The 3,278-nt window shown below is 72.3% G+C and carries 3 protein-coding genes and 1 pseudogene; all 4 read right to left on the bottom strand.

What is annotated here, in order from left to right; translation table 11 throughout:
• Positions 1–562 (bottom strand): annotated as a pseudogene (locus AC1DOC_RS25695) (flagellar hook-length control protein FliK); the annotation flags it as partial.
• A gap of 5 nt (positions 563–567) precedes the next feature.
• Positions 568–1,023, bottom strand: coding sequence for a flagellar export protein FliJ (gene fliJ, locus AC1DOC_RS25700; protein ID WP_015866946.1), 456 nt, complete (start codon positions 1,021–1,023; stop codon positions 568–570).
• Positions 1,024–1,049: 26 nt separating this feature from the next.
• A complete protein-coding gene (fliI, locus tag AC1DOC_RS25705; protein ID WP_478079549.1) occupies positions 1,050–2,564 on the bottom strand; it encodes a flagellar protein export ATPase FliI in 1,515 nt (504 codons plus the stop codon).
• Entirely contained in the window at positions 2,491–3,204 is a 714-nt protein-coding gene (fliH, locus tag AC1DOC_RS25710; RefSeq protein ID WP_478079548.1) for a flagellar assembly protein FliH, read from the bottom strand. Before fliH ends, fliI begins: the two co-directional genes overlap by 74 nt.
• Between the last annotated feature and the right edge of the window lie 74 nt (positions 3,205–3,278).

Here is a 3,278-nt window from a genome sequence, read left to right on the forward strand (position 1 = left end):
GTACAGCGGCTGCGGCCTGCATGGCGGCGCGTGCCTCCGCCGGCTGCGCGGTGTCCGGGGCCGCGGCCTGCTGTGCACCGTCTGCCGGCTTCGCCTGCGCAGTGCTTTCGCCTTCGGCATCCGCCGCGACGGCCGTCTGGCCTGCCGCAGCGTCCGAGGTCTCTCCAGCCAGCGTGTCGGCCGGCGCATCGCCCGGCACCACGGCCTGGACGCCATCGGGCACCGAGGCGGCGGCGGACGCACCGGCTGCAAGCGCAGCAGTAGCGGCAGCTGGCGGCGCCACCAGCGGCGCAAAAAAAGACATCGGCAGCAACTCGGCGGGAAGCTCGTCCTTGCGGTCGCCGGCGCGCGATGCCTTTCGGCGGTGCGTGCTTTCGAGCGCGGACGATTCGGCGTCTTCCGGCGCTTGCGCTGCGCCCGCGTTGCGGGAGCGGRCCAGCGCCGCATCGAAGCTGCGGCCGCCGGGCTCCTCGGCGTTGCGGCCGCGTGCACCGGCGGCGGTGGAAGAAGCCGCGGAGGCAGCCGCGTTCGGGCTGAAGGAAGGGGCGATGGGGGAAGGCATGTGCGTCAGGGTGTCGGTTGGGAGGCGCGGTCGAAGAACTTGCGTGCCGTGCGCTCGTCGCTGTCGCGCTGCTCGCGCCGCGCGCCGACCACGAGTTCCTGGCGCCGTGCGCGTTCTGCCAGTGCGTCGAAGGAGTTCAGGCGCCGCTTGTGCTGCTGCCATTCGCTGCGGCCATGGTCGAGCCGGCTGGCCGCCTGCGCGGCGATGGCCTGCTGCTGCTGGATGGCGCCGTCGAGCGTGCCGAGGAAGTTGCGGTAGTTGTGCCACTGGGCCGAGGGCAGGCCGTTCTCCATCAGCACCTGCAGCTGGTCGCTGTAGTCCTGGCGGTATTGCAGCAGCAGCTCCAGCTTCTGGTGGGCGCTGACCTGCGCGTTCTGCAGCAGGCCGAGCTGGCGCGCCGCATCGTCGGTCCGTGTGCGGGCGAGGTCGGTGAGCGTGTCGAGCGGAAGCTTGTGCGGCATGGCAACTCCTGTGGAAGGGAAATGGATCAGGCGGATTCGAAGAGGCTGCCCATGCGCTCGATGGACGCGGCGTAGTCGCAGCGCTCGTGCATCGATTGCTGCAGGAAGGCCTCGATGCGCGGATAGAGCGCAATGGCCTGGTCAAGCTGCGGGTCGTGGCCGGCCGCATAGGCGCCGACGCTGATGAGGTCGCGGTTGCGCTGGTAGCGCGAGAGCGCCTGCTTGAAGCGGCGCACGGTGTCGAACTGCGAGGGCTCGATCAGCGCCGTCATCGCGCGGCTGATGGAGGCCTCGATGTCGATCGCCGGGTAGTGGCCGGCCTCGGCCAGCGTGCGCGACAGCACCACGTGGCCGTCGAGGATGGCGCGGGCCGAATCGGCGATCGGGTCCTGCTGGTCGTCCCCTTCGGACAGCACGGTGTAGAAGGCCGTGATCGAGCCGCCGCGGCCGTTGGCGTCGCGCGCGCCGTTGCCGGCGCGCTCCACCAGCGCGGGCAGCTTGGCGAACACCGAAGGCGGGTAGCCCTTGGTCGCGGGCGGCTCGCCCACGGCCAGCGCGATCTCGCGCTGCGCCATCGCATAGCGCGTGAGCGAATCCATGATCAGCAGCACGTCGCGGCCCTGATCGCGGAAGTACTCGGCCAGGCAGGTGGCATAGGCTGCACCTTGCAGCCGCAGCAGCGGCGAGTTGTCGGCCGGCGCGGCCACCACCACCGAGCGCGCCAGGCCTTCCTCGCCCAGCGTGTTCTCGATGAAGTCCTTGACCTCGCGGCCGCGTTCGCCGATGAGGCCGACCACGATCACCTCGGCGCTGGTGTAGCGCGCCATCATGCCCAGCAGCACGCTCTTGCCGACGCCCGAGCCCGCGAACAGGCCCATGCGCTGGCCGCGGCCCACCGTGAGCATGGCGTTGATGGCGCGCACGCCCACGTCGAGCACCGAATCGATCGGCGCGCGCGCCAGCGGATTGATCGGCGGCGCGCCCAGCGGCACCCGGCGGCTCACGTCGAGCGGGCCGAGCCCGTCGAGCGGCCGGCCGGCGGCATCGACCACGCGGCCGAGCATGCCTTCGCCCACCGGCAGCCGCTTGGTGTGGGCATCGCCGGAAGCGCCGCCCGCAAACTGCGCAGGACCGGGCCGCGCAAACACGCGCGCACCCGGCAGCAGGCCGGCCACTTCGCTTTGCGGCATCAGGAACAGGCGGTCGCCGGCAAAGCCGACCACCTCGGCCTCGGCATGGCGCTGCGGATAGCCGGGCGGTAGTTCGATCAGGCAGTCGCTGCCGACCGGCAGCTGCAGGCCCACGGCCTCCAGCACCAGGCCGACGGCGCGCGTCAGGCGGCCCGAGGTGGCGATGGTCATGCACAGGCCGACCTCGCCGCGGGCCTGTGCGAGCGTGCCGAGCCAGGACTTGAGGTGCGGGTTGATGGCGCCGGGCGCGGCGGTGTTTGCGGTGGCTTGCATGGCTTCAGGCTCCATCGGGTTCGGCATCGCGGCTGAAGGCGCCGGCCACGCGCTTCCAGCGGGATTCCAGGCTGGCATCCATCTCGCCGCTCGCGGAACGCACGCGGCAGCCGCCGCGGGCCAGGCTGTCGTCGGCGCGCAGCTGCCAGCCGGCGGCCTGCAGTTCGCCGCCGAGGCTGTTCTTCACCAGCGCCAGGTCTTCGGGGTGCAGCAGCAGGCGCGGTTCGCCCTGCAATGCGGGTTCGGTGTGCAGCAGGTCCTGCACCAGCGCCAGTACCCATTCGGGCTCGGCGCGCAGGGTGCGGTGGATCACCTGGCGCGCGACGTCGCGCGCGAGCGCCAGGATGGCATCGGCCAGCTCGCTCTCGGCACTGCGCAATGCGGCCGGCAGCGAGGCGGCCAGTGCGCGCAATTGCTCGGCATGCGCGCTGGCCGCGGCCAGGCCGGCCGCCAGGCCTTCGGCGCGCCCTTCGGCATGGCCTTGCGCCCAGCCCTCGCGGCGGCCTTCGGCCTCGCCGGTGGCGCGCGCTTCCAGCCGCAGGCGTTCGAGCTCGGCCTCGCGTGCCAGCGCGGCCGGGTCGACGCGCGGCGCAGCGGGCACTTCGATGCTGGCGCTGCGCGCCGCGAGCGCATCCGCGTCGATCGCGCCCATCTCCCAGCGCTGCCAGGCGGACAGGCGCGGACGCGCGGCGGCAGGAAAGGCGTCAGACGAAATCATCGGTACCAGGCGCGGCTACGACGATCTCGCCGGCATCGGCCAGGCGGCGCACGACCTGCAGGATCGCCTTCTGC

The organism is Variovorax sp. 01T439_2 (assembly GCF_056398445.1).